The 22,581-nt window shown below is 74.7% G+C and carries 20 protein-coding genes; 9 read left to right on the top strand and 11 right to left on the bottom strand.

Translation table 11 applies throughout. From position 1 onward, the window contains the following. Positions 1 to 213: 213 nt before the first annotated feature. Together AC3D3D_RS03260 and AC3D3D_RS03265 are read right to left on the bottom strand one after the other, a co-directional pair. Positions 214 to 1,530 (bottom strand): MFS transporter, encoded by a 1,317-nt coding sequence (locus AC3D3D_RS03260; RefSeq protein WP_463660961.1) that lies wholly within the window; start codon positions 1,528 to 1,530, stop codon positions 214 to 216. A 67-nt stretch (positions 1,531 to 1,597) separates the two neighbouring features. Then, entirely contained in the window at positions 1,598 to 2,692 is a 1,095-nt protein-coding gene (locus AC3D3D_RS03265; RefSeq protein ID WP_463660960.1) for a proteasome assembly chaperone family protein, read from the bottom strand. Between the two features lie 190 nt (positions 2,693 to 2,882). On the opposite strand from AC3D3D_RS03265, the gene AC3D3D_RS03270 reads away from it, so the two are divergent. Next, on the top strand, positions 2,883 to 5,174 hold the full coding sequence (locus tag AC3D3D_RS03270; RefSeq protein ID WP_463660959.1) for a HelD family protein: 2,292 nt from the start codon (positions 2,883 to 2,885) through the stop codon (positions 5,172 to 5,174). 97 nt (positions 5,175 to 5,271) lie between these two features. Then, positions 5,272 to 6,486, top strand: a complete 1,215-nt coding sequence (serA, locus tag AC3D3D_RS03275; RefSeq protein ID WP_463660958.1) for a phosphoglycerate dehydrogenase — start codon at positions 5,272 to 5,274, stop codon at positions 6,484 to 6,486. Between the two features lie 318 nt (positions 6,487 to 6,804). Here the strand turns inward: serA and nrdR are convergent, their stop codons facing one another. Both nrdR and AC3D3D_RS03285 read right to left on the bottom strand, forming a co-directional pair. Then, positions 6,805 to 7,344 carry a transcriptional regulator NrdR gene (gene nrdR, locus AC3D3D_RS03280; protein WP_463660957.1) on the bottom strand — a complete coding sequence of 180 codons (540 nt, stop codon included), beginning with the start codon at positions 7,342 to 7,344 and terminating at the stop codon, positions 6,805 to 6,807. Positions 7,345 to 7,371: 27 nt separating this feature from the next. Further along, complete coding sequence (locus AC3D3D_RS03285; protein ID WP_463660956.1) at positions 7,372 to 7,926, bottom strand: LysM peptidoglycan-binding domain-containing protein; 555 nt, start codon at positions 7,924 to 7,926, stop codon at positions 7,372 to 7,374. A gap of 198 nt (positions 7,927 to 8,124) precedes the next feature. On the opposite strand from AC3D3D_RS03285, the gene lexA reads away from it, so the two are divergent. Beyond that, entirely contained in the window at positions 8,125 to 8,856 is a 732-nt protein-coding gene (lexA, locus tag AC3D3D_RS03290; protein WP_463660955.1) for a transcriptional repressor LexA, read from the top strand. A gap of 22 nt (positions 8,857 to 8,878) precedes the next feature. Here the strand turns inward: lexA and AC3D3D_RS03295 are convergent, their stop codons facing one another. The 3 genes from AC3D3D_RS03295 to hflX all read right to left on the bottom strand — a co-directional run bounded on the left by AC3D3D_RS03295 (position 8,879) and on the right by hflX (position 13,594). Beyond that, a complete protein-coding gene (locus tag AC3D3D_RS03295) occupies positions 8,879 to 9,832 on the bottom strand; it encodes an L-lactate dehydrogenase (RefSeq protein WP_463661067.1) in 954 nt (317 codons plus the stop codon). A 160-nt stretch (positions 9,833 to 9,992) separates the two neighbouring features. Beyond that, on the bottom strand, positions 9,993 to 12,101 hold the full coding sequence (locus tag AC3D3D_RS03300; protein WP_488512376.1) for an ATP-dependent DNA helicase: 2,109 nt from the start codon (positions 12,099 to 12,101) through the stop codon (positions 9,993 to 9,995). Next, positions 12,098 to 13,594 (bottom strand): GTPase HflX, encoded by a 1,497-nt coding sequence (gene hflX / locus AC3D3D_RS03305; protein ID WP_463660954.1) that lies wholly within the window; start codon positions 13,592 to 13,594, stop codon positions 12,098 to 12,100. Before hflX ends, AC3D3D_RS03300 begins: the two co-directional genes overlap by 4 nt. A gap of 99 nt (positions 13,595 to 13,693) precedes the next feature. Here hflX and AC3D3D_RS03310 point away from each other — a divergent pair, with 99 nt between their 5' ends. Then, the gene (locus AC3D3D_RS03310) at positions 13,694 to 14,305 is read left to right on the top strand and encodes a class I SAM-dependent methyltransferase (protein ID WP_463660953.1); all 612 of its coding nucleotides are present in this window, start codon (positions 13,694 to 13,696) and stop codon (positions 14,303 to 14,305) included. A 54-nt stretch (positions 14,306 to 14,359) separates the two neighbouring features. On the opposite strand, the gene dapF is transcribed toward AC3D3D_RS03310, so the two are convergent. The 3 genes from dapF to miaB are packed head-to-tail and all read right to left on the bottom strand — an operon-like array spanning position 14,360 to position 17,860. After that, positions 14,360 to 15,307, bottom strand: a complete 948-nt coding sequence (dapF, locus tag AC3D3D_RS03315) for a diaminopimelate epimerase (RefSeq protein ID WP_463660952.1) — start codon at positions 15,305 to 15,307, stop codon at positions 14,360 to 14,362. A gap of 19 nt (positions 15,308 to 15,326) precedes the next feature. Continuing rightward, entirely contained in the window at positions 15,327 to 16,319 is a 993-nt protein-coding gene (gene miaA, locus AC3D3D_RS03320; RefSeq protein WP_463660951.1) for a tRNA (adenosine(37)-N6)-dimethylallyltransferase MiaA, read from the bottom strand. Then, a complete protein-coding gene (gene miaB / locus AC3D3D_RS03325; protein WP_463660950.1) occupies positions 16,316 to 17,860 on the bottom strand; it encodes a tRNA (N6-isopentenyl adenosine(37)-C2)-methylthiotransferase MiaB in 1,545 nt (514 codons plus the stop codon). The genes miaA and miaB overlap by 4 nt, the downstream gene beginning before the upstream one ends. 132 nt (positions 17,861 to 17,992) lie before the next feature. Between miaB and AC3D3D_RS03330 the strand changes: the two genes are divergently transcribed. From AC3D3D_RS03330 to AC3D3D_RS03350, 5 genes are all read left to right on the top strand, one after another. Beyond that, positions 17,993 to 18,529, top strand: coding sequence for an aminoglycoside phosphotransferase family protein (locus tag AC3D3D_RS03330; protein WP_488512377.1), 537 nt, complete (start codon positions 17,993 to 17,995; stop codon positions 18,527 to 18,529). A gap of 136 nt (positions 18,530 to 18,665) precedes the next feature. Continuing rightward, complete coding sequence (locus AC3D3D_RS03335) at positions 18,666 to 19,385, top strand: amino acid ABC transporter ATP-binding protein (RefSeq protein WP_463661065.1); 720 nt, start codon at positions 18,666 to 18,668, stop codon at positions 19,383 to 19,385. A gap of 67 nt (positions 19,386 to 19,452) precedes the next feature. Continuing rightward, positions 19,453 to 20,418 (top strand): glutamate ABC transporter substrate-binding protein, encoded by a 966-nt coding sequence (locus AC3D3D_RS03340; RefSeq protein WP_463660948.1) that lies wholly within the window; start codon positions 19,453 to 19,455, stop codon positions 20,416 to 20,418. Between the two features lie 86 nt (positions 20,419 to 20,504). Then, the gene (locus tag AC3D3D_RS03345; RefSeq protein ID WP_463660947.1) at positions 20,505 to 21,179 is read left to right on the top strand and encodes an amino acid ABC transporter permease; all 675 of its coding nucleotides are present in this window, start codon (positions 20,505 to 20,507) and stop codon (positions 21,177 to 21,179) included. Next, entirely contained in the window at positions 21,176 to 22,105 is a 930-nt protein-coding gene (locus AC3D3D_RS03350) for an amino acid ABC transporter permease (RefSeq protein WP_463660946.1), read from the top strand. The genes AC3D3D_RS03345 and AC3D3D_RS03350 overlap by 4 nt, the downstream gene beginning before the upstream one ends. Positions 22,106 to 22,175: 70 nt before the next feature. Here AC3D3D_RS03350 and AC3D3D_RS03355 read toward each other — a convergent pair whose 3' ends face one another. Further along, positions 22,176 to 22,571, bottom strand: a complete 396-nt coding sequence (locus AC3D3D_RS03355; RefSeq protein ID WP_488512379.1) for a regulatory protein RecX — start codon at positions 22,569 to 22,571, stop codon at positions 22,176 to 22,178. Positions 22,572 to 22,581: the final 10 nt, after the last annotated feature.

Below are 22,581 nucleotides of genomic sequence, written 5' to 3' on the forward strand. Positions count from 1 at the left end.
CCCACGTCCTTGCCGGAGCCATGCTCACGACGGACGATCCGACGCGATGCACGACAGGGAAACGCAGATGCAACGCGTCAAGCATGCCACGTCCGGGCGCCGCGTGGGGCAGTTTCCGCACACCCGGCTGCCGCCGCCCTCAGCGGCCGGGATCGGTGCAGGTGGCGGTCCCCGTCCCGGGGCGGGGCCGTCTCGGTCCCGGGCGTGGCCGTCTTAGTCCCGGGCGGGGCCGTCTCGGTCCCGGGACGGGGCGGTCTCGGTACCCGGGCCGAGCCGGCGGGCCGCGACCAGCAGTCCCACGACGCCCACGAGCAGGACGAGGCCCTGCGCGGCCATCGCCACCCGGTAGTCCTGCGGGGACGGGTCCGCGCCACCGAGGACGTCGAGCACGATCCCCACCAGGAGCACCGCGAGGAGGGTCGCCGTGAACCCGCCCGCGTTGGTCAGGCCGGTCGCGGTGCCCAGCCGCTCGCGGGACACGTGGGAGCGAGTGATGTCGAAGCCGACGTTGGAGACCGAGGAGCCCACGTAGGCCGGCACGATCATGACGAAGAAGGCCCACAGGGGCACCGGCGGCGGCAGGACGAGCACGAGCGTCCACCCCAGGGCGGGCAGCGCGATGCCGACGGCGACGATCCACAGGCGCCGGTGCGGCAGCCGGCCCGAGAGCGAGCCCACCACCGGCCCCGCGACGACCATGGCGACGACGCCCACGACGAGCACCGCGGAGGCCCCGCCCGCGCTGATCCCGTTCCCGGCCCTCATGTAGGGCACGCCCCACATGAGGGCGAAGGCCACCACCGGGAACATGGTGGCCCAGTGGGCGAAGAGCCCCGCCCACACCCCGCGCGTGCGCACCACCGCGCGCAGCTGAGCGCCGAGGCTCTCGCGGCGGGCGAGGGCGTGCGGGTCGGGATCGGGGCCCCGCTCGTCGGGCTCCGCGGCGGCGGGACGGTCGCGGACGACGACGGCCACCGCGAGGCCGACCAGCAGCAGCGAGGCGGCCAGGGACAGGTAGGCCACCTCCCAGCCGTGCAGCGTGAGCAGCGCGACGAACGGGACGGCGGACAGCACCTGGCCGAGCTGGCCGAGCACGCTCGTCAGCTGGTTGAACAGCGGCACCCGGCCCAGCGCGAACCACTCCGGGACCAGGCGCAGGACGGAGATGAACGAGGTGGCGTCCCCCAGTCCGACGGCGAAGCGTGCGACCAGCGAGATCCCGACCGAGGTCGACAGCGCCATGACGAGCTGGGCCAGTGCCATGAGCACCGCGCCCGCGACGAGCACGCGCCGCGGCCCCCACCGGTCGATGGCCAGGCCGACGGGGATCTGGGCGGCGGCGTAGGTGCCGACCTGGACCACGACGAACGTGGAGAGCACGGCGGGCCCGGCGTCGAAGCGCTCGAGGGCCGCCAGGGTGCTCACCCCGAAGGAGGAGCGGCCGGCGACGGCGAGGATGTAGGACAGCGTGGCGACGCCCCACACCGCCAGGGCGATGCGGGGCGAGGCCGGAGGTGTCAGGCGGGGCACCGGGCACTCCCCTGCGGGGTGCGGTGCCCGCCGACCGCGGGCGTGCGGGGGCCGCCGACGGGGCGGCTCACGCCTCCTCGGGCCGGTCGTCGGCGTGGTCGTCGGCGGGCGTGTCGGCGCGGTCGTCGGCGGGCGGGTCGAGGTGGTCCTCGGTGCGGTCCTCGGTCCCGGTCTCGCCGCGGTCGTCACGCTCACCCCTCTCGGGGCCGCCGGCCGGCCGGTCGGGACCGGCCTCCTCGACGCCGCCGCGCCAGCCGTCGACGGCGGGCGCGCTGGCCAGGTAGGCCTCCAGCTCGGCACCGATCTCGTCGGCGGTGGGCAGCGCGGGCGGGGGCTGGTCCGAGCCCGCCCGGGCGATGTCGCTGCGGTCGTAGCGCTCCTCGAGGGCGCGCACCACCGCGGCGACCTCCGGGCTGGCGCCGACCTGGCTGTCGATCTCGGCCAGCACCTTCGTGGTGAGGGACTCCAGGTCGCCGACCGGCAGGGAGACGCCGGAGGCGGTGGTCAGCATGCGCAGCAGCGCGGCGGAGGCCACCGGGTACTCCGAGCCGGAGAGGTAGTGGGGCACGTGCACGGCGAGCCCAAGGACGTTCATCCCCTGCTGGGACAGGCGCAGGTCGAGCAGCGCCTCGGCGGAGCCGGGCGCCTGGAACTCGCCGAGGAACAGGTTCGGTCCGGGCTCGATCCGCCCGCCGGCGTCGCGGTCGGTGCCATGGGTGGTGATCGCCACCGGCCGGGTGTGCGGGACGCCCGCGGGGACGCCCTGCATGCCGACCACCAGCTCGACGCCGTGCTCGCGCACGATCTCGGACACCGCGCGGGCGAAGCCCTCCCACGCGAGGTCGGGCTCGTGGCCGTGCAGCACGAGCAGCGCGCGGCCCTCGTGGTCGCGGACCGCGTCCACGGCCAGGACGGGCTCCTCGTAGTCCACCCACCGGCCGTCGGCGAACGTCATCGCCGGGCGGCGGGAGCGCAGGTCGAGGAGCTGGTCGGTGTCGAAGGTGGCCACCCGCTCGACGGGCATGCTGGCGAGCAGCTGGCGCACCGCGAGCTCGCCGGCGCTGCCGGCGTCCATCCCGCCGTGCAGGGCGTGCACGAGCACCGGCACCTCGCCGACGTGCTCGGCCGCGGGTCCGGTGGAGTAGAGGGTCTCGTCGCTCATCGCGCCACCTTCCTTCACTGGTCGTCTGCCCGGCTCAACGTCGCACCATCCTGCGACATTCCCGCCCACCTGGAGGGACGTGCCACAGCGCGCCGCGCACGGACGGGGGTGCACAGGCGCGCGCGGGTGCACCACAATGGACGGTCGCGCGTGCCGACTCCCAGGGCCGCCCGACGACGGAGGTGGTCCGATGGCGTTGCACGATCGGCACGACGACATCGAGGTCGACGACGGCCCGGTCGGCGGCGACGAGCTGCCACGGGAGCAGGCCCGGGTCGACGTGGTCTACGCCCGCCTGGACGAGCTGCGCGCCCTGTACCGCCGCCGCCTCGAGGACGTGCGGCGCACGGGGTCGGTCGGCACGCACCAGATGCGCTCCGAGCGGGACGCCTTCGCCGCGCACTACACCGAGACGCTGGCCCGCATGGACCAGGTCGAGGAACGGCTGGTGTTCGGCCGGCTCGACCTGCGCACCGGGCCGCCACGCTACGTCGGCCGGATCGGGATCCAGGACGAGTCCCGCAGCCAGCTGCTCCTGGACTGGCGCGCGCCCTCGGCCCGCCCCTTCTACCAGGCCACCGCCGTCAATCCTGACGGTGCGGTGCGCCGTCGTCACCTCCTCACCCGGCGGCGCCGGGTGGCGGGCGTGGAGGACGAGCTGCTCGACGCCGAGCACCTGCCCGAGGAGCTGCGCCTCGAGCTGCGCGGCGAGGGGGCGCTGTTCGCCGCGATGAACGCCGCCCGCACGGGCCGGATGAGCGACATCGTCGCCACCATCCAGGCCGAGCAGGACGCCGTCATCCGCTCCCCCCTCGACGGCGTGCTGGTCGTCCAGGGCGGCCCCGGCACCGGCAAGACCGCGGTCGCACTGCACCGCATCGCCTACCTGCTCTACGCCCACCGCGAGCGCCTCGCCCGCTCGGGGGTGCTGCTGGTGGGGCCCTCGCCCGTGTTCCTGCGCTACGTCGAGCAGGTGCTGCCCTCCCTCGGCGAGACCGACGTCGTGGCCACGACGGTCGCCAACCTGCTCCCGGGGGTCCGTGCGGACGGCACCGAGGATGCACAGGCGGCTCGGATCAAGGGCCGACCCCTGATGATCGAGGTCATGGCCCGGCTGGTGCGCTCGGTGCAGCGGGTGCCCGAGGCACCTCAGGTACTCGAGGTCGAGAGCGCCTCGATCCGTCTGGAGCCCGCCGACGTGCGGGCGGCGATCGGTCGTGCCCGCCGCTCGCACCGCACGCACAACGCGGGCCGGGAGACCTTCGTGCGCACGCTCCTGCCGGTGCTCACCGACAGGTACGCGGCCGCCCGCGGGATCTCCGACCCCGAGGAGCGCTCCGCCCTCATGGAGGACGTGCGCAGCGCGCGCGACGTGCGGGTCGCGCTCAACCTGTGCTGGATGCCGCGCACCCCCGTCGAGCTCCTCGACCGTCTGCTCTCCCGGCCCAACCTGCTCGACGAGCTGGCTCCCGAGCTCACCGACGCGGAGCGGGCCGCCCTCGTGCGCCCCCGCGGCGCGCGTCCCACGGAGGCGGACGTGCCGCTGCTCGACGAGCTCGCCGAGCTGCTCGGCCACCACGAGGAGGCCGAGGACCGGGCCGCGCGGGCCCGGGCCACGGCCGAGCGCGCCCAGGAGGTCGAGCACGCGCGGGCCGCGATCGAGGCCCAGGACCTCGGCGGCGGGATGTTGACCGCCGAGATGCTGGCCGACCGGTTCGCGCGCACGGGGCCGTCGATGACCACCGCCGAGCGCGCCGCGGCCGACCGGACCTGGACCTATGGCCACGTCGTCGTCGACGAGGCCCAGGAGCTGAGCCCGATGGCCTGGCGGATGCTCGCCCGCCGGGTGCCGGTGCGGTCGATGACCGTGGTCGGCGACCTCGACCAGCGCCGCGGCCCCCACCGGCCACGCAGCTGGGCGAGCCTGCTGGGGCCCGCCGCCGGGAACGCGCTGCGCGAGTCGGTCCTCACCGTCTCCTACCGCACGCCCGCCACCGTCCTGGACGCCGCGACCGAGACGCTGCGCCTGGCCGGATCCCCCGGGACCCACCCGGTCACCGCGGCCCGCGACCTGCCCGGCGCCCTCGTGCACCGGCGCATCGGCGCCGGCGAGGTGGTGCGCACGGGCCTGGACGAGGCGGCGGAGGCGCTCGACGAGCTCGAGGAGCACGAGACGGGAGCGGGGCGGGTGGCCGTCATCGCCGGCGAGCAGCTGGTCGAGCGGCTGCGCAGCGCCGCCCTCACCCACCCGCGGGCCGCCGGCGCGCTGCACGGCACGGACGTGCTCGACGCCCGGCTCGTCCTCACGGACGCCGCGGGCGCCAAGGGGCTGGAGTTCGACGTCGTCGTGCTCCTGGAGCCGGCCGACCTCACGGGTGACGGCACGGGCGACCTCTACGTCGCCATGACCCGGCCCACGCGCCGCCTCGTGGTCGTCCACCACCGGCCGCTACCGCCCGGGATGACCACCGCCCGGGACTGAGCCCACCCGGACCGGTCCGCCGCGGCAGAGGTGACCGCGCTCACGCGCCCGCGTGGACGAGTTTGCCGCGGCCGTCGACGAGCGCGACCATGTGCCGGTGACCCGTGCTCTCCTGCTGGAAAACCCCCACGCCAACGCCGACCCCGTGCTCAGCGCCGCCGGCCTCGACGTCGTGCGTCATCCGCACGCGATGTCGGAGGAGGAGCTGGACGAGGCGCTGGACGGCGTCGAGATCCTCGGCATCCGCTCCCAGACCCAGGTCACCGCCAAGGTCCTGGCCCGCCACCCGCAGCTGCTCGCGGTGGGCGCGTTCAGCATCGGGACCAACCAGATCGACGTGCGGGCCGCGACCCGCCACGGCGTGGCCGTGTTCAACGCGCCGTACTCGAACACCCGCTCGGTGGTTGAGCTGGCGGTCGCCGAGATCATCGCGCTCACCCGCCGCCTCACCGAGCGGGACAAGTCCCTGCACGACGGCGTGTGGCAGAAGTCGGCGGCCGGCTCCCACGAGGTTCGCGGTCGCACGCTGGGCATCGTCGGCTACGGCAACATCGGCTCCCAGCTCTCGGTCATCGCCGAGGCCCTGGGCATGCGCGTGATCTTCTTCGACACCTCGGAGAAGCTGGCCCTGGGCAACGCCCGCTCCACCGCCTCCCTCGAGGAGCTCCTTGGCGAGGCCGACGTCGTCACGCTGCACGTGGACGGCCGCGAGGGCAACGCCGGGATGTTCGGCGCGGCGCAGTTCGCGGCCATGAAGCCCGGCGCGGCCTTCCTCAACCTCTCCCGCGGCTTCCTCGTGGACTACGCCGCGCTGCGCGAGCGCGTGCTGGACGGCTCGATCACGGGTGCGGCCGTCGACGTGTTCCCCGACGAGCCGCGGAGCAACGGCGCGGAGTTCACCTCCGAGCTGCGCGGGCTGCCCAACGTCATCCTCACCCCGCACGTGGGCGGCTCCACCGAGGAGGCCCAGGAGAACATCGGCCACTTCGTCTCCGGCAAGCTCGCCGGGTACTACCGCCTCGGCGTCACCGACCTGTCGGTCAACCTGCCCCGCCTCGTGCTCGAGACGACGGGCGCGACGCGCCACCGCCTGGCCTACGTCCACCGCAACACCCCCGGCGTGCTGGCGCTGGTCAACCAGACCTTCGCCGAGGCGGGCGCCAACATCGAGGGCCAGATCCTGGGCACCTCGGGCGAGACCGGCTACGTCATCACTGACATCTCCTCGGAGATCCCGGTCGCCGCGCTGTCCGCCCTGCACTCGATGGAGGACACGATCCGGCTGCGTGTGCTCTCGCGCCCGGGGAGCTGACCATCCTCGACCCGACCACCGGGCCGTCGGTGATGTCGGCTTCCCCTCCGACATCACCGACGGCGGTCGGTGCCGGCCGTCGACGGGCCGAGCTCGACCGGCCCGAGGGGCACGGGGGCGGCCGCGGTCGTCGCCGGCTGGCACGAATCTAGCGGAGCGCGAGCCCGCCCGCGCGCACGGGGGAAACGGACAGGATGGACATCCGTGCGCGGCCGTCGGACGTCCGTCCGCCCGGCGCGCGACCGGCCGGCTCTCCTGCCGTTCCGACCGGCTCCCCGGCGGGCCGGCCGAGCCCTCGCCGCGCGACGCGGCTGCCGCTCAGTGGCGACCGCTCGACCCCTCCGCCTCGGACTCGTCCCGCACGTCGGCGTCCGCCTGCCCGTCCGTGGGGTCCTGCTCCTCCGCGGCGCTCTCGCGGTCGGCCCGCAGCGCGGCGATCGCCGCCTCGAAGTCCTCGAGGGAGTCGTAGGCGGAGTAGACGGAGGCGAAGCGCAGGTAGGCGACCTCGTCCAGGGCCCGCAGCGGGGCCAGGATCGCGGTGCCGACGTCGTGGGCCTCGATCTGCGAGGCGCCCGAGGAACGCACGGTCTCCTCGACCTGCTGGGCGAGCCGGGCCAGGTCGTCGTCGGAGACAGGGCGTCCCTGACTGGCCTTGCGCAGGCCGCCGACGACCTTGTCCCGGCTGAACGGCTCGACCACCCCGGAGCGCTTGACGACCTGGAGCGAGGACGTCTCCAGGGTGCTGAACCGCCGCTGGCACTGGGGGCACTGCCGCCGTCGGCGGATGGAGGTGCCGTCGTCCGACGTCCGTGAGTCGACGACGCGCGAGTCCGGGTGGCGGCAGAAGGGACAGTGCATCGGGCCATCATTCCAGGCCCGGGGGGATCAGCGCGGCAGCTGCAGGACCTGACCGGCGCTCACCGCGGACCCGCCGAGCGAGTTGAGCTCGGCGATCTGGGCGACGACGTCGCGCACGTCCTCGCCCGGTGCGGCCGCGGCGGCCGCGACCGACCACAGCGACTCCCCCGGCGCCACGACGACGGTCGTGCCGGAGGCCTCCGGGCCCGCGCCCATCAGCGAGCCGGCGATCGCGCCGATGCCGCCGACGACGGCCAGCGCCAGGGCCAGCACGACCAGCCGGAGCGCGAGCCGCCCGCGGGCGGTCAGGCGCAGCGGCGCCGGGCGCGCCGCCGTCGAGGAGGAGTCCCCCCGCACGCCCGGGGCGGCGACCGACGGGCGTGCGGAGGGACGGTCGGGGGCGGCAGCCGGTGCTGCCGCGGGGCGCCGGACCGGGGCGGCGGCCGGGCCGGGGACGAACGAGCGGACGTCGCCGGCGGCGGGCAGCGGGGGCTGCGGCACGAAGCCGGGCCCCACCAGCTGCAGCCGGGGACGGGTGCGGCGCGGGAGGACGGGGGCCGTCTCCAGGGGAAGTGCGCTCATCTCAACTCTCCTCGAACATCCGTTCGTCGAACACCTGTTCGTCAGCGTAGGGCATACCGGGCCGGAAGTCGACACTCCGGTCGAACACATGTTTGGAATGCGTCCCGAACCGCCCTACCCTGGCGATGTCAGCAGTTCATCGCAGACCACTGACATCGCAGCCGAGACCGATGCCCGACGAGCACCTGGAGGACCGCCATGGGCGAGCAGACCGCCCCCGTACCGCCCGCGCTGACCGTGCGTCAGCGACAGGTGCTCGACTGCCTCCGCTCGGTCCTGGCCGAGCGCGGCTACCCGCCGTCCCTGCGCGAGATCGGCGAGGCGGTCGGCCTGGGCTCACCCTCGTCGGTCAAGCACCAGCTCGACTCCCTCGAGCGCAAGGGGTACGTCCGCCGCGACCCCAAGCGTCCCCGGGCCGTCGAGATCGTCGAGATCGTCGAGATCGGCACCGAGGTCGACGAGCCCGAGACCCCCGGCGCGCCCGAGGAGGAGCGCACCCCCGGTCCCGGGGCACCCGTGCTCACGCTGCACGACGGCGAGGACCTGGGCGGCTCCGCCCCCACCTACGTCCCGCTGGTGGGGCGCATCGCCGCCGGCGGTCCGATCCTGGCCGAGCAGGAGATCACCGCCTCGCTGCCGCTGCCGCGCGAGCTGGTGGGCTCGGGCGAGCTGTTCATGCTCGACGTCGTCGGCGACTCGATGGTCGACGCGGCGATCTGCGACGGCGACCGCGTCGTCGTGCGCGTCCAGAACTCGGCCGAGAACGGGGAGATCGTGGCCGCGATGCTCGACGGCGAGGCGACGGTCAAGGTGTTCTCCCGCCGTGACGGGCACGTGTGGCTGCTGCCGCGCAACACCGCCTACGCCCCCATCCCGGCCGACGAGTCGCGGGTCCTGGGCAAGGTCGTGGCGGTGCTGCGCACCCTGTGAGCCGCCCGGCGGCAGGCCGGCCTCAGAACCCGAAGCGGGCGGCCACCGAGCGGATGGAGTCGGCCGAGGCCACCAGCGCGTCCTGCTCCTCCTGGGACGCCGGCAGCATGAGCGTGCGCTCCACCCCGGAGCGGCCGATGATGGTCGGCATCGACAGGGTCACCGGCCCGGTGCCGTACAGGTCCGGCAGGCGGGTGCTCACCGAGAGCACCCGGCCCTCGTCGCGCAGGACGGCCTCGACGATGCGGGCCGTGCTCAGGCCGATGGCGTAGTTCGTCGCCCCCTTGCCGCGGATGATGGTGTCCGCGGCGTGCACCACCTCGTGCCGGATCTGCTCGCGGTCGGCGGCGTCCAGCTCGCCGGTGCCGGTCAGCTCCGCCCAGTCCAGGACCGGGGTCCCGCCGATGGTGGCGGTGGACCACATGGGCACCTCGGAGTCGCCGTGCTCGCCGGCGATGTAGCCGTGCACCGACTGCACCGCCACGCCCGCGCGGCGGGCCACCAGGTAGCGCAGCCGGGAAGTGTCCAGCACGGTCCCCGAGCCGAAGAACTGGGTCGGCGGCAGGCCCGAGATCGCCAGGCCCGCCTGGGTGACGACGTCGACCGGGTTGGCGACCATGAGGTAGACCGCGTGCGGGGCCACCTCGAGGAGCTGGGGCACCAGCGTGCGCATGATGTCGACCGTCGCGCCGGCGAGGTCGAGGCGGGACTGGCCGGGCTTCTGCTTGGCACCGGCGGTGATGACGACGATGTCGGCGTCCGCGCACACGGCGATGTCGCTGCCCCCGCCCACCGAGCTCATCGGGGTGAAGGAGATGCCGTGGGCGAGGTCGAGGACCTCGGCGTTGACCTTGTCGGCGTTGAGGTCGTAGAGCACGACCTCGCGGGCCGAGCCGCGGATCATCATCGAGTAGGCGATCGCCGAGCCGACGGCGCCCGCCCCCACCACGGCGACCCGGCTGGCCCTCCTCGGCAGGTGGGCCTCGCCCCGCGGGCCGGGGGCGGTCACCAGCGGGTCGGCGGCGTGCAGGTCGTGCTCGTGGCGCCCCTCACCGGGCTGGGTGGTCTCGGGCACGAAGGGCTGGGGCTCGGTCACGGGTCCTCCTCGGCGGGGCGCTCACGCGTACGTGCCCAGGTTACGGGTGCCCGGCCAACCTGCGGAGGGCGTCCCGGACCACGGCCGGGTCCCGGGTGGGCCACATCGGGGGCAGGGAGGCGCGCAGGTACCCGCCGTAGCGGGCGGTGACCAGGCGCGGGTCGAGGACGGCGACCACGCCGCGGTCGTCCGTCGAGCGGATGAGCCGGCCCACGCCCTGGGCGAGCAGCAGCGCGGCGTGGGTGGCCGAGACCGCCATGAACCCGCTCGTGCCGCGGGCCTGGGCGACCTCCGAGCGCGCCTGGGCCACGGGGTCGTCGGGCCGCGGGAAGGGGATGCGGTCGATGACGACCAGGCGGTTCGCGCGTCCCGGCACGTCCACGCCCTGCCACAGCGACAGCGTGCCGAACAGGGAGGCGGCCTCGTCCCGGGCGAACTCGGCCACCAGCGCCGGCAGCGAGTCGTCGCCCTGGCACAGGACGCGCAGGCCGGTGCGCTCGCGGACGGTCTCGGCGGCCTCCTCCGCGGCGCGCCGGGAGGAGAACAGGCCCAGCGCGGCGCCGCCGGCGACCTCGACGAGCTCGACGAGCTCGGTGCGAGCGGCCTCGGCCGTGCCGTCGCGCCCGGGCGCCGGCAGGTGGCCGGGGGTGTAGAGGATGGCCTGGCCGGCGTAGTCGAACGGGGAACCGACGTCGGCGCCCGTCCAGCCGGCACCGAGGCCGAGCCCGAGCTGGGCGGCCACGGGCGCGAGCTCCCCGCCCAGGGTGAGGGTGGCCGAGGTGGCCACGACCGCCCGGTCGGACCACAGGTGGGTGGCCGCCCGGTCGGCGACCTCGACCGGGGCCAGCTGCAGCCGGGGCGGGTCGAGGTCCTCCCGGCCGCGGTCGCACCACATGACGTCGGCCCGCGCGGCCACCCCGCCCGAGCCGAGCCGGTCGCAGACCTCGGCCAGCACGACGGCGGCCGACCGGGCGGCCACGCGCCCGCCGGCCGCGTCGGCGGAGCCGCCCTCGCCGGCCAGGGACCGGGCGGCCTCCGTGGCCGCCGAGGACACCAGGGAGATGACGCCGGCGAGGAGCTCGCCGGGTCCCTCGGCCAGCCGCCCGGCGGGCAGGACCTCCAGGGCTCCGCGCAGGTCGCCGGCCGCACGGGTCAGCGCCTCCGCGGCCCCGCCCTCCGCGCGCACCACCCGGGCGGTGCGCTCGACGACGCCGACGCTCAGCTCGACGGTGCCCTGGCTGCGCAGCCGGCCGGCGAGCTCGTGGGCCTCGTCGACGACGAGCACGTCGTGCTCGGGCAGCACGCCGGGCGAGCCGGTCGCGGCGATCCCGAGCATGGCGTGGTTGGTCACGACGACGTCGGCGTCGGCGGCCCGCTCGCGGGCCAGCACGGCGAAGCACTCGGTGCGCTGGGGGCAGGCCCGGCCCAGGCACTCCAGGCGGGTGACGGAGACCTGCCGCCAGGCGCGGTCGGAGACCCCGGGCAGGAGGTCGTCCCGGTCGCCGGTGTCCGTGGCGGCGGCGAACTCGCGGGCGCGCACGACCTGCTCACCCAAGGGCCCGCGGGCGCCCTGACCGGTGGCGGCCGAGGTCGCTGGCGCGGCCAGGAGTGTGGGCTCGTCCTCCTCGGGGTAGCCGCCGTCGACCTTGTGCCGGCAGATGTAGTTGTGCCAGCCCTTGAGCAGGGCCACGTCCGGTCGGCGGCCGACCACCTCCTCGACGGCGTCCGCGACGACGGGGGCGTCCTTGGTCAGCACCTGGCGCTGGAGGGCGAGCGTGGCGGTGGAGATGACGGCCCGCTCCCCCGAGCCGACGGCGTGGGCCATGACGGGGGCGAGGTAGCCGAAGGACTTCCCAGTCCCGGTGCCCGCCTGGACGAGGAGCCGTTCGGCCTCCTCGACGGCGCCGGCCACCCGCTCGGCCATCTCCCGCTGGCCCGCGCGCGGCGAGCCACCGGTGGCGGCCACGACGCCGTCGAGGACCTCGAGGGCCCGGCGCTGCGCGGCGCCGTCGGCCGCCCGGGACGTCGCGGCGCCGCCTGCCCGGGAGGCGCCGTCGGACGTGCCGCCGCCCTCGGGCGCGTCCCGGCGGGGGGCACGGCCGGGCCGGGCGCCCGCGCGGGGCGGCGCGGGTGTCGGGTCGGGGCTCACGCGCGCAGCGCCGCCCTGAGCTCGGCGGCCAGCGCCGGGTCCACCAGGGCGTGCAGCTCGGTGCCGTCGGCTCCCCAGCGCTCGGAGAGCACCTCGCCGTCGGCGTGCGCCCGGGCGACGAGGTCCCCGCGGGCGAAGGGCACGACGAGCTCGACCTCCTCGCCGATGGGCGCCGCCTCGGCCAGCTCGCGCGAGATCGCGGCGCGCAGCTCGTCGACCCCCGCACCGGTGTAGGCCGAGACGATGGCGGCCCCGGGGTAGCGGGTGCGCAGGGCGAGCAGCTCGGCCTCGCCGGCCAGGTCGGCCTTGTTGAGCACGACGAGCTCGCGCACGTCGCTGCCCCCCTCGATGTCGGCCAGCACGGCACGGACGGCCTCGACCTGCCCGACCGGGTCCGGGTGCGAGGCGTCGACGACGTGCAGCAGCAGGTCGGCCTCGGTGACCTCCTCGAGCGTGGAGCGGAAGGCCTCGACGAGCTGGGTGGGCAGGCGGCGCACGAAACCGACCGTGTCGGTGAGCGTGTACTCGCGGCCCTCGGGGGTGCTCGCGCGCCGCACCGTGGTGTCCAGCGTGGCGAAGAGCTGGTTCTGCACGAGGACGCCGGCGTCGGTGAGCCGGTTGAGCAGCGAGGACTTGCCGGCGTTGGTGTACCCGGCGATCGCCACCGAGGGCGTGCGGTGGCGGCGCCTGCCCGAGCGCTTGGTGGCCCGGGCCGGTGCCATGCCCGCCAGCTGCCGGCGCAGCCGCGCCATCCGGGTGCGGATCCGGCGCCGGTCGAGCTCGATCTTCGTCTCACCGGGTCCGCGCGAGCCGATGCCCTCACCGCCGGCGACGCGGCCGCCGGCCTGCCGGGACATCGACTCGCCCCAGCCGCGCAGCCGCGGCAGGAGGTACTCGAGCTGGGCGAGCTCGACCTGCGCCTTGCCCTCCCGGGACTTCGCGTGCTGGGCGAAGATGTCGAGGATGAGGGCGGTCCGGTCGACCACCTTGACCCTGACGACGTCCTCGAGGGCGCGCCGCTGCGAGGGGGCCAGCTCGGAGTCGACGACGACGGTGTCCGCACCGACGGCGGCCACCACCTCGCGCAGCTCGGCGGCCTTGCCCGAGCCGAGGAAGGTGGCTGGGTCGGGGTGGGGTCGGCGCTGGAGCAGCCCGTCGAGGACGACCGACCCGGCGGTCTCGGCGAGCGCCGCGAGCTCGCGCAGGGAGACCTCGGCCTCGGCCATGGTGCCGCTCGTGGCCAGCCCGACCAGGACCACCCGCTCGAGGCGCAGCCGCCGGTACTCGACCTCGGTGACGTCGTCGAGCTCGGTGGACAGCCCGGCCACGCGGCCGAGCGCCTCACGCTCGGTGCGGTCGAGCTGGTCGCCGTCGTGGGTGGTGCCCTCGTCGGCACCCTCCTGCAGGGCGGTGCCGGCGCGGGCGAGGATCCGGGCGACGACGTCGTCGCCCGCGTCGGGGGGTGTGGCGGCGGGGGTGCGGGGTGCTCGCATGTGGTCCTTCGTCTCGGGATCGTCCATGGTCCCACGCGGGCCGTCCGGCCCCAAGCAGTTTCGCGCAGGGCTGTGCACGCCGTGGGTAGCGTGCGTGCTGTGGACGGCGCGCACTACTTCTCCCCCGACCCGGCGGCCCCCGAGAACCGGCGCAGCCGCACGGTCGACCTGCGCGGCGTCGAGCGGGACGTCGTCACGGCCGGCTCCGTGTTCTCCGCGGGCGGTCTCGACAAGGCCACCGCGATCCTGCTGGACGAGGTGCCTGATCCGCCAGCACGCGGCACGCTCCTCGACCTCGGGTGCGGCTGGGGCCCGATCGCCCTCGCCCTGGCGGCCGCCGCGCCGGAGGCGGAGGTCCTTGCCGTCGACGTCAACCCCCGCGCCCTGGAGCTCACGGCCGAGAACGCGGGCGCAGCCGGCCTGCGGGTCACCGCGCTGACTCCCGACGACGCGCTCGCGCACCTCGGCCCGGACGGCCGGGTGGACGCCATCTGGTCCAACCCGCCCGTCCGCGTCGGCAAGCAGGCCCTGCACGACCTGCTCGACCTGTGGCTCCCGCGCCTCGCCCCCGGCGCACCGGCCCACCTGGTGATGGGCAAGAACCTGGGGGCGGACTCGCTGCACCGCTGGCTCGCCGAGGAGCGCGGGTGGTCGGTCGAGCGGGTGGCGACGTCGAAGGGCTTCCGGGTCCTCGCCGTCACCGGCCGGTAGTCGCCTCACCGGACGGGCCGGCCCTCCGGTCCCAGGTATCGCTACGGCTCCGGCTCAGCGCAGGGTGAGGTCCCCGAGCAGGACGGCGGGCCCGGTGAGGGTGACCTCGCCGTCGGGGGCGATGTCGACGCGCACGGCGCCGCCGGGGACCTGGACGCGCCACGCGTCCGGGGCGCCGGGGCCGGCCCACGCGCGCACCGCCACGGCGGCCGCGCAGCAACCGGTCCCGCACGAGCGGGTCTCCCCCACGCCGCGCTCGAGGACGCGCATCGTCAGGGTGCCGAGCCGCTGCCCACGCCCGTCGATCTCCTCCGGCCCGGGCACGACGAGCTCGAGGTTCGTCCCATCGGCGGGCACCGGCGCGTACTCCACGGTCCCGAGCCGCAGCTCGGCCGACTCGAGCTCAGCGAGGGACGGCAGCGCCACGACGGTGTGCGGGTTGGGCATCGTCACGCGCAGGCCCCCGCGGGTCCCCTCCAGCCCGGGCACGACGACGGCGACGTCGGTACCCTCGGCGAGCGCCCGCTCCCCGCCCGGCAGACCGTACGGGCCCATGCGCACGGCGTACTCGACGTCGACCACGGCCACCGACCGTGCCCCGCCGCGGGTGCCGATGCGCACCTGCTCGCCGTCCGCCGGGTCGACGTGGCCGCGGTCGCGCAGGTAGGCGAGGAAGACCCGCACCCCGTTGCCGCACATCTCCGCCGTCGAGCCGTCGGCGTTGCGGTAGTCCATGAACCACTCGGCGGCCGGGTCCTGCGCCGCGACCCGGGCGGCGTCGGCGTCCGCCGCGGCCAGGGCGCGGGTGCGCACGGCCCGGATGACGCCGTCCCCGCCGATCCCGCCGCGGCGGTCGGCCAGGGCGCGGACCTGCCCGGGGGTGAGGTCGAGGGCGCCGTCGGGGTCGTCGAGCAGGACGAAGTCGTTCTCCGTGCCGTGCCCCACCGTCACGGTGGTCCCGGCCAGCCGGACCAGCGTGGCGCGTCGCTCCTCGGGGGTCATGCCACCAGCCTAGGTCGGCTCAGGGCATGCCCGCCGCGCGCCAGCCCTGCCCGACGACGGTGGCCGCGTCGACCACGAGGTCCCGGGTCGGGGGCAGCCAGGTGATCCGGTCGTCGCGGCGGAACCAGGTCTCCTGACGCCGCGCCAGGCGCCGGGTCGCGCGCGCGATCTCCTCCGGCAGGTCGGCGAGCGGGAGGTCGCCGGCGAGATGGCGGCGGGCCTCGACGTAGCCGACGGCGCGGGCGGCGGTGCGGCCCATGCCCCTCTCCTCGAGCTCGGCGACCTCCTCGACGAGCCCGCCGGCGACCATCGCGTCGGCGCGTTCGGCGATGCGGGCGTGCAGCAGCGGGCGGGGCACGTCGACGGCGATCTGCACGGTGGGTCGCCGGTACCGCGGTGTGCGGGCCCGCGCCGAGAAGGGGCGGCCGGTGATCTCGATGACCTCCAGGGCGCGCACGGTCCGCCGGACGTTGGCCGGGTCCATGGCGGCCGCCGCCTCGGGGTCGGCATCGGTGAGCTCGGCGAACAGCGCGGCGGCGCCGACCCGCTCGGCCCGCTCCTCGATGGCGGTCCGGACCTCGGGGTCGGTGGGCGGCAGGTCGACGTCGTCGAGCAGCGCGCGCAGGTAGAGACCGGAGCCGCCGACGACGATCGGGCGCCGACCGCGGTCGAGGATGGCCCGCACGTCCGACTCGGCGCTGCGCTGGTAGGCCGCCACGGAGGCGATCTCGCCCGGGTCGAGGACGTCGATCTGGTGGTGGGTCAGGCCGCGTCGCTCGTGCTCGGCGAGCTTGGCGGTGCCGATGTCCATCCCGCGGTAGAGCTGGGCGGCGTCGGCGGAGACGATCTCGTAGAGCTCGGGGGCGGCGAGGGCCAGCTCGGCGGCGAACTGCTCGGCCAGGTCCAGCGCGAGGGCGGACTTGCCCGACGCGGTCGGGCCGACCACCGCGACGACGAACCCCTCGCGCGCGCCCGTGTCGGCACCCCTGGCCCCGTCGCCCTGCTCGGTCATGGCGCGGGCCGCATCCTCGGCATGCCCAGGGTGACGGGCTGTCCCAGCGCGGTGGCGCCGCCGTGGTCGTGGCCGCCGCCCTCGCGGGCCGCCCAGGCGTCGCCGGCCCGCGTGCGGCGCACGGCGAAGGTTCCCCCCGTCAGCGCCGAGTCGGCGACGAGGTGGTGGGGCGCCCCGTGGGTGACGGTGGCGGTGACCATGTCGCCCGGCCGGGGCCGATCGGCCTCGGCGAGGACGGCCGGGAGGGCGACGTGGACGAGGCGGTTGTCGGCGGCCCGGCCTGTCACTCGGCCGGTCGCGGCGTCCTTCGCGCCCTCGCCCTGGGCGACGAGGACCTCGACCTCGTGTCCCTCCTGGGCCTCGTTGAGCTCGGTGGAGATGCGGCGCTGGAGCGCCACCAGCCGGTCGTAGCGCTCGGTGACGACCTCGGCGGGCACCTGGTCGGCGTAGTCGGCGGCCGGCGTGCCCGGGCGCGGGGAGTACTGGAAGGTGAAGGCCGAGGCGAAGCGGGAGGCCTCGACGACGTCGAGGGTGGCCTGGAAGTCCTCCTCGGTCTCGCCGGGGAAACCGACGATGAGGTCGGTGGTGATGGCGGCGTCGGGCATGGCGGCGCGGACCCGGTCGAGGATGCCGAGGAACTTCGTCGAGCGGTAGGAGCGGCGCATGCGACGCAGCACGGCGTCGGACCCGGACTGCAGGGGCATGTGCAGCGAGGGCATGACGGCCGGGGTCTCGGCCATCGCGGCGATGACGTCGTCGGTGAAGGCGGCCGGGTGCGGGGAGGTGAAGCGCACGCGCTCGAGCCCCTCGACCCGCCCGGCGGCGCGCAGCAGGTCGGCGAAGGCGCCGCGCTCGCCGAAGGAGACGCCGTAGGAGTTGACGTTCTGGCCGAGCAGGGTGACCTCGACGGCGCCCTGGGCCACGACGGCGGCGACCTCGGCGAGGATCTCGCCGGGCCGGCGGTCGCGCTCCTTGCCGCGCAGCGAGGGCACGATGCAGAAGGTGCACGTGTTGTTGCAGCCCACGGAGATCGAGACCCAGGCCGCATACGCGGACTCGCGCCGGGTGGGCAGGGTCGAGGGGAAGACCTTGAGCGACTCCTCGATCTCGACGGCCGCCCGGCCGTTGTGCTCGGCGCGTTCGAGGAGGGCCGGCAGCACGTCGAGGTTGTGGGTGCCGAGCACGACGTCGACCCACGGGGCCTTCTCGACGATCTCCTCGCGCATCTGCTGGGCCAGGCAGCCGCCGACGGCGATCTGCATGCCCGGCCGGCCGCGCTTGACCTCGGCGAGCTGGCCGAGGTTGCCGAACAGGCGGGTGGCGGCGTTCTCCCGCACCGAGCAGGTGTTGAGGACGACGACGTCGGCCCCCTCGTCCCCGGCGCGGGTCGCCCGCGCCGCGGCCTCGGGCACGTCCACCACCGGGCGGTACCCGGCGTCGTCGAGCAGGCCCGCGAGCCGCTCGGAGTCGTGGACGTTCATCTGGCAGCCCAGGGTGCGCACGTGGTACGTGCGCGTCGTGGCGGGGGCGGTGGTCGTCATCGCGGTCAGTCTAATGAGCGGCCCGCCCGGGCCGGGCCCGTAGGGTGCCCGCGTGGTGCAGATCCCTGCCGGCCTGACGGCGAGCCTGGCGGGGCGGGCGGCGGACCCGGTCGGCGGCGTGGAGGGCGACGCGTGGCTGGCCGCGCTGCCCGCCACGATCGACGCCTTCCTCCTCGGCTGGAGCGCGTTGAGGACCGGGCCCGGCGGTGGGGGCCGGCGCTGGCGGCGGGCAGCGCGCTGGTGCCGCACCGGCTCACCGGGCAAGCCTACGCCGAGCTGGACGCGCTGCTGGGCTCGGCCCCGCCGCCGCGCCTGGTGAACGAGGACCTGCACGACGCCAACGTGCTCGCCCCGGTGGTGGCCGGCCGGGGCGACTGGCTGGCCATCGACCCCAAGCCGGTGGCGGCCGAGCCGGCCTTCGGCGTCGCGCCCGTGGTGTGGAACCGGTGGGCGGTCACCGAGCGCGCGTGGGACCCGCGGGCGCACGTGCGCCTGCGCGCCGACGTGGTCGCCGGGGCGGCCGGGCTCGACGCCGAACGCGTCCGCGCCTGGGTGTTCGTCCGGCTCGTGCTCAACGCCCTGTCGGCGGCGGTCCGCTCCCGGGCCGCCGACGACTTCCGGGGCCGGATGATCCTGCTCGCCAAGGCCTTCGCCGAACGGGGGTCGTGACCAGCATCGTTGCCGTCTCGTGACCTACGGGACATATCTGTGACTCATCGCTCCACGTAGTGTGCCCTCCATGACCGAGACCACAAGGTCGGCCGACGGCGTTGTCGGCGCCGACACCGACGTCCCCCTCGTGTCCATGCGCTCCGTGGACAAGCACTTCGGGGATCTGCACGTCCTCAAGGACATCAACCTCGAGGTCGCGCGCGGCGAGGTCGTCGTCGTCATCGGGCCGTCCGGTTCGGGGAAGTCCACCCTGTGCCGGACGATCAACCGGCTCGAGCCGATCGACTCCGGCGAGATCCGCGTCGACGGCCAGGAGCTGCCCGAGGAGGGCAAGGCACTCGCGAAGCACCGCGCCGAGGTCGGCATGGTGTTCCAGTCGTTCAACCTCTTCGCCCACCGGTCGATCCTCGACAACGTCACCCTCGGGCCGACCAAGGTCAAGGGGATCCGCTCCGCGGACGCGAAGAAGCGGGCGATGGAGCTCCTCGAACGCGTGGGCGTGGCCAACCAGGCCCACAAGCGACCCGCCCAGCTCTCGGGCGGCCAGCAGCAGCGGGTGGCGATCGCGCGGGCACTGGCGATGGAACCCAAGGTCATGCTCTTCGACGAGCCGACGTCGGCCCTGGACCCCGAGATGATCAACGAGGTCCTCGATGTCATGACCGGCCTGGCGAGATCAGGCATGACGATGATCGTCGTCACCCATGAGATGGGCTTCGCCCGCAAGGCCGCGGACCGGGTCATCTTCATGGACGACGGCCGGATCGTCGAGGAGGCGAGGCCGAACGACTTCTTCACCAACCCGCAGACGGACCGCGCGAAGGACTTCCTGTCCAAGCTCATCACCGACTAGTCACCCACGGACCACCCCACCGGCCGGCCGCCCGGCCGACCGGACGCTCGAGACACCTGGAGATCCCATGCGACGCACCAGATACTCGACCGCAGCAGCGCTGCTGGCGGTCGGGACGTTCCTGGCAGCCTGCACCTCCGACGCCCCCGACGAGGGGGGCGACGCAGGAGACGACAACGGCGCCGACACCGGTGGCGGCACCGAGGAGAACGGCGGCGACGACGCCGGCGACGGCGAGACCTCGACCGACGGCGCCGCCGGCGGCGACGAGGGCGGTGACGAGGGCGGCGGCGACGGCGAGGGACTGACCATCGGCATCAAGTTCGACCAGCCCGGCCTGGGGTACCAGGACGGCAGCGAGTTCACCGGCTTCGACGTCGACGTCGCGTACTACGTGGCCGAGCACATGGGGTACTCGCCGGACCAGGTCTCCTTCGTCGAGGCGATCTCGGCCAACCGGGAGACCATGCTGCAGAACGGTCAGGTCGACATGATCATCGCGACCTACTCGATCACCGACGAGCGCGACGAGGTGGTGGACTTCGCCGGCCCGTACTTCGTGGCGGGTCAGGACCTCCTCATCCGCTCGGACGACGAGGGGACCATCACCGGCCCGGAGTCCCTCGACGGACTCAACCTCTGCTCGGTCTCCGGCTCGACCTCGGCCCAGCGCGTGCAGGACGAGTACTCGGAGGGCGTCCAGCTCATCGAGCAGCCGGGCTACTCCGAGTGCATCCAGTACCTCATCGGCGGTCAGGTCGACGCCGTGACGACGGACGACATCATCCTCGCCGGCCTCGCCGCCGACGAGGGCAGCGGCGCGCTCGCCGTGGCCGGGAGCCCCTTCTCCGAGGAGCGCTACGGCGTCGGCATCCCGGACGGGGAGACCGAGATGTGCGAGCAGATCAACGAGGCGATCCAGGCGATGATCGACGACGGCGCCTGGGAGGAGGCCGTCACCGCCAACACGGACGGCACGGGCTTCACGCCGGACGAGTCGCTCAACCCGCCGGAGCTGGACTCCTGCGGCTGAGCCGGTCCCCGGCACGCACGAGGGGTGGGGGCGCCACCGGCGCCCCCACCCGATCCCCCTTCCCCCCGACCGAAAGGCGGTGACCGGTGGGCGACTACCTCGAGATCCTCTCGAGCTACGACCTGCTCCACGCGTACCTCGTCAACCTCCGGCTGGCCCTCTTCTCGGCGCTCATCGCCCTGCTCATCGGCGTGATCCTCGTCCTCATGCGGATCTCGCCCGTCCCCACCATGCGGTGGGCCGGGTCCCTCTACGTCACGCTCGTCCGCAACACGCCGCTGACGATCATCATCGTCTTCGCCGCGCTCGTGCTGTGGCCGGTGCTCGGCCTGGAGTTCTCCCGGACCTTCGAGGTCAACTTCTTCTGGCTGGCCGTGCTCGCGCTCGGCGTCTACCACGCGTCGTTCGTCTGCGAGGCGTTGCGCTCGGGGGTCAACACGGTGCCGGTGGGCCAGGCCGAGGCCGCCCGTGCCATCGGCCTCTCCTTCCTCCCGGCGGCGCGCCTCGTCATCCTCCCGCAGGCGTTCCGGGGCGCGATCGCGCCGCTCGGCAACACCCTCATCGCCCTCATCAAGAACACGACGGTCGCCGCGGCGGCCTCCGTGTCCGAGGTGTCCCAGCTCATGCGGGCCATGATCGAGAACCAGGCCAACTACGTCCTGCCGATCTTCTTCACGATCGCGATCGGCTTCGTCGTCATCGTCATCCCGATCGGACTCCTCACCACGTACCTCTCCCAGCGTCTGGCGGTCGCCCGATGAGCTCGCACCAGGTCCTCTTCGACGCCCCCGGCCCGCGCGGCCGGCGCATCATCCTCGTCGGCAACATCATCGGCACCCTCGTCGTGCTCGGCATCGGCGCCTGGGTGCTGTGGACGATGTATGAGAACGACCAGTTCCGCGCCGAGCTGTGGGCACCGATGGTCGAGGCCCGCTCGTGGCAGTACTACTTCCTCCCCGGCCTGCAGAACACCCTGGTCGCGGCCGCCTACTCCGTCGTGCTGGCGATGTTCTTCGGCACGCTCTTCGGCGTAGGCCGGCTCGCGTCCAACCCGGTCCTGCGCTGGTTCTGCGGCATCGTCGTCGAGTTCTTCCGCGCGGTGCCGGTGCTCATCATGATGGTCGCCGGCTGGTTCCTCCTCGGCTCCACCGGATGGGTCTCCCCCTCGATGGCCCCGCTCGTCGCGGTCGTGGCGGCACTGACCCTCTACAACGGGGCGGTGATCGCCGAGCTCGTCCGCTCGGGCGTCCACGGTCTGCCGCGCGGCCAGCGCGAGGCCGGCCTGGCGATCGGCATGACCCGGCGCAGGTCGATCCAGCACATCGAGCTGCCGCAGGCCCTCATCGCCATGCTCCCCGCCCTGGTGAGCCAGTTCGTCGTCATCCTCAAGGACTCGGCGCTCGGCTCGATCATCACCTACAGCGAGCTGCTCCGGAACTCCCGGCTGCTCGGCTCGGGCAGCCCGTTCCCGATCCTCCAATCGCTGTTCGTGGCCGCGGTGCTGTTCATCATCATCAACTTCATCCTCACGAAGATCGCCGAGCTGGCCGCCCGCCGGGTGGGCTCCCTCACCTCCGGCCGAGGCGCGCCCCCGGGTCAGCCGGACGCCGCCGTCGAGGCCGCCGTCGCACGCGTGACCCTCGAGCCGAACCCGGACATCCCCGACCGGCCGCGACAGACGCCCTGACGGTCACCGGGAGGGATCACCCCGCGGCCTGACGCGCGCCGCCACCCACTCCGCGCGTGCCCGCGGGGGCTCAGTCCTCGACGTCGGTGGGGCCGAGGTCGTCGACGTCGACGTCCTCCTCGGCCAGGGCCGTGCGCAGGGCGCGCCGGGCCACGTCGCCGGAGAAGCCCTTGCGCCCCAGCGCGGCGACGGTGCGGCGATAACGCACCTCGTGCGCCAGGTGGCGGGTGGACCTCAGCCGGGACCGGGCCACCGTCAGGGCGGCCTGCTCCTCGTCGTCGTCGCCGAGCTGGTCGAGGGCGCGCGCGGCCACGTCCTCGTCGACGCCCTTGCGGCACAGCTCGAGGGCGATGGCCCGCCGCCCCTGATGGCGTTCGGCGTGGCGGGTGCGCACCAGACGTTCGGCCAGCTCGGCGTCGTCGAGGAGGCCGACGGCGGTGAGCCGGTCGAGCAGCGTGCTCGCCACGGCCTCCTCG

It is taken from the genome of Georgenia sp. X1117, assembly GCF_057784635.1.

Bases quoted from the DNA above. Each gene is read 5' to 3' on its own strand.
- AC3D3D_RS03350 (WP_463660946.1), top strand. From the start codon at position 21,176: ATGAGCTCGCACCAGGTCCTCTTCGACGCCCCCGGCCCGCGCGGCCGG.
- miaB (WP_463660950.1), bottom strand. From the start codon at position 17,860: ATGACGACCACCGCCCCCGCCACGACGCGCACGTACCACGTGCGCACC.
- hflX (WP_463660954.1), bottom strand. From the start codon at position 13,594: ATGCGAGCACCCCGCACCCCCGCCGCCACACCCCCCGACGCGGGCGAC.
- AC3D3D_RS03340 (WP_463660948.1), top strand. From the start codon at position 19,453: ATGCGACGCACCAGATACTCGACCGCAGCAGCGCTGCTGGCGGTCGGG.
- dapF (WP_463660952.1), bottom strand. From the start codon at position 15,307: ATGACCCCCGAGGAGCGACGCGCCACGCTGGTCCGGCTGGCCGGGACC.
- AC3D3D_RS03265 (WP_463660960.1), bottom strand. From the start codon at position 2,692: ATGAGCGACGAGACCCTCTACTCCACCGGACCCGCGGCCGAGCACGTC.
- nrdR (WP_463660957.1), bottom strand. From the start codon at position 7,344: ATGCACTGTCCCTTCTGCCGCCACCCGGACTCGCGCGTCGTCGACTCA.
- lexA (WP_463660955.1), top strand. From the start codon at position 8,125: ATGGGCGAGCAGACCGCCCCCGTACCGCCCGCGCTGACCGTGCGTCAG.
- AC3D3D_RS03335 (WP_463661065.1), top strand. From the start codon at position 18,666: ATGCGCTCCGTGGACAAGCACTTCGGGGATCTGCACGTCCTCAAGGAC.
- AC3D3D_RS03270 (WP_463660959.1), top strand. From the start codon at position 2,883: ATGGCGTTGCACGATCGGCACGACGACATCGAGGTCGACGACGGCCCG.
- miaA (WP_463660951.1), bottom strand. From the start codon at position 16,319: ATGACCGAGCAGGGCGACGGGGCCAGGGGTGCCGACACGGGCGCGCGC.
- AC3D3D_RS03285 (WP_463660956.1), bottom strand. From the start codon at position 7,926: ATGAGCGCACTTCCCCTGGAGACGGCCCCCGTCCTCCCGCGCCGCACC.